Annotated in this window: 2 protein-coding genes; both read left to right on the top strand. The window is 76.7% G+C overall.

What is annotated here, in order from left to right:
* Positions 1-353 precede the first annotated feature (353 nt).
* The gene (locus AE652_RS09280; protein ID WP_049650742.1) at positions 354-1079 is read left to right on the top strand and encodes an ABC transporter ATP-binding protein; all 726 of its coding nucleotides are present in this window, start codon (positions 354-356) and stop codon (positions 1077-1079) included.
* On the top strand, positions 1076-2244 hold a 1169-nt coding region (locus tag AE652_RS09275; protein ID WP_049650741.1), incomplete at its 3' end, for an FtsX-like permease family protein. The genes AE652_RS09280 and AE652_RS09275, both read left to right, overlap by 4 nt.

Here is a 2244-nt window from a genome sequence, read left to right as displayed (position 1 = left end):
CCCGCCGGTGAGCGCGAGGAAGAGGGCCAGGGCCAGGTCGAAGGCCAGGCCGCGCCTGGTCGGCCGGGGCGGCGGCGGTCCGCCCGGGCCGCCGGCCAGCCGGACCGCCGCGCGCAGCCGCCGCACCGTCGGATGGTTGATCACCGGGACATTGTGGGGGCCGCGGGCGCCGGGGGACAGCCCCGCGGGTGGCGGGCGACGGGTACACCCGGCGACTACGTCGGAAGGATGACGCCGCGCCCGGGTCCGCCGGACGCGGTAGCGATGGTGCGGCGGACGGCTGACGCGGGCGCGGGCCGCCCGTTCGTACCTTCGTCCTCGTCAGCAGGCGGGCAACGACGAGGAGCGGGGACATGAGCGGCGATCCGGTGATCGAACTGAACGGGGTGAGCCGTCACTACGAGGGCGCCCGGGCGGCCCTGGACGGGGTCACGCTGAGCGTGCGGACGGGGGAGTCGGTGGCCGTGCTCGGCCCGTCCGGCAGCGGGAAGTCCACCCTGCTGAACCTGGTCGCCGGGCTGGACCGGCCGAGCGCCGGGACGGTCACCGTGGCCGGGGTTCGGGTGGACCGGCTGGGCGAGGCGGCCTCGGCCCGCTACCGGCGCGGCACGATCGGCATGGTGTTCCAGTTCTTCAACCTGCTGGACGACCTCACCGTGGCCGACAACGTGGTGCTGGCCGGCGAACTGGCCGGCGTCCCGCGCGCCGAGGCCCGGCGTCGGGCCGCCGAACTGCTGGAGAGCCTCGGCATCGACCGGCACGCCCGCGCCCACCCGGGCCGGCTCTCCGGCGGTGAGCGCCAACGCGTCGCGGTGGCACGGGCGTTGATGAACCGGCCGACGCTGCTGCTGGCGGACGAGCCGACCGGGGCGCTGGACTCGGCCTCGGGCGAGGACGTCAAGGAGCTGTTCCGGGAACTGCACGAGGACGGGCAGACCGTCCTGCTCGTCACCCACGACCTGACCCTGGCCGAGGACTGCGCCACCCGCACCGTGCGGATGCGGGACGGCCGGGTCGAGGCGGACTCGGCTGCGGCTTCGACTTCGGGTACGGCTCCGGGCCCGGCGGTGACGGCATGAGCGCGCTCGGCAGGGTCGTCCGGGCCGGTGTGCGCAGGCGCCGGACGCAGTCCGTCGCGGTCGGGCTGGCCGCCCTGGTGGCCACCACCTGCTCCGTCCTCGGCGGCTCGCTGCTGGTCGCCTCCCAGGACCCCTTCGACCAGGCCTTCGACCACCAGCGCGGCGCCCACCTCACCGCGCGCTTCGACGGCGCCCGGGCGAGCGCCGACCAGCTCGCCGCCACCGCGCACGCCCCCGGGGTGGCGGCCGCGGCCGGGCCGTACCGCACCGTCACCGTCGACCCCGAGCCGGGCCCCGGCCTGGGCATGCCGCCCGGGGTGACGATGGGGCCGATGACCGTCGCCGGGCGTGGCTCGGCCGCCGTCGGCGTCGACAACGTCACTCTGGTCCAAGGGAGTTGGCCGCAGCAGCCGGGCGAGGTGGTGGTCGACGCCGGATACCACGACCAGCCGAGGGGGCTAGGCGGCAGCCTGCGGGTGCCCGGCCTGCCGGGGGCGCCGACCCTCAAGGTCGTCGGCCTCGCCCGCTCCGTCAGCCGTACCGCCGACGCCTGGGTGACCCCGGAGACCGTCGCCGCCCTCACCGCGCCCGGCAGCACCCCCGGCTACCAGATGCTCTACCGCTTCAGCGACGCCGGCAGCGCCGACGCCATGGCCGCCGACCGGGCCGCCGTCACCGCCGCCGCCCCCGCCGGGGCGCTCACCGGCGCCCAGTCCTGGCTCACCGCCAAACAGGGCTCGGACCGCAACACCGCGCTGTTCCTGCCCTTCATGGTCGCCTTCGGCCTGCTCGGCATGGCGATGTCCGTGCTGGTCGCGGGCAATGTGGTGGCCGGCGCGGTCGGCACCGCCACCCGGCGGATCGGCGTGCTCAAGGCGCTCGGCTGCACCCCCGCCCAGGTGGTGCGGGCGTACGTCGCCCAGGCGCTGGTCCCGGCCGCCGTCGGCACCCTGCTCGGGGTCGTCGTGGGCAACGCGCTGACCGTCCCGGTGCTCGCTACCACCGGCTCGCTGTACGGCACCGACACCTCCGGCCTCGCCCCCTGGGTGGACGTCGCGGTGGCCGGCGGCACCCTGGCCGCCGTCGCGCTGGTCGCCTGGGCCGCCGCCGCCCGGGCCGGCCGGCTGCGCACGGTGGACGTGCCCGGCGACATGACCCGGATGAC

The sequence above is a fragment of the Kitasatospora sp. MY 5-36 genome (assembly GCF_001182915.1).
Taxonomy (GTDB): domain Bacteria; phylum Actinomycetota; class Actinomycetes; order Streptomycetales; family Streptomycetaceae; genus Kitasatospora.
Note: the sequence above shows the minus strand (reverse complement) of the source record. Positions and strands in the feature narration are given on the sequence as shown.

Excerpts from the sequence above, each read along its gene's own strand:
- AE652_RS09280 (WP_049650742.1), top strand. The coding sequence starts at position 354 with ATGAGCGGCGATCCGGTGATCGAACTGAACGGGGTGAGCCGTCACTAC.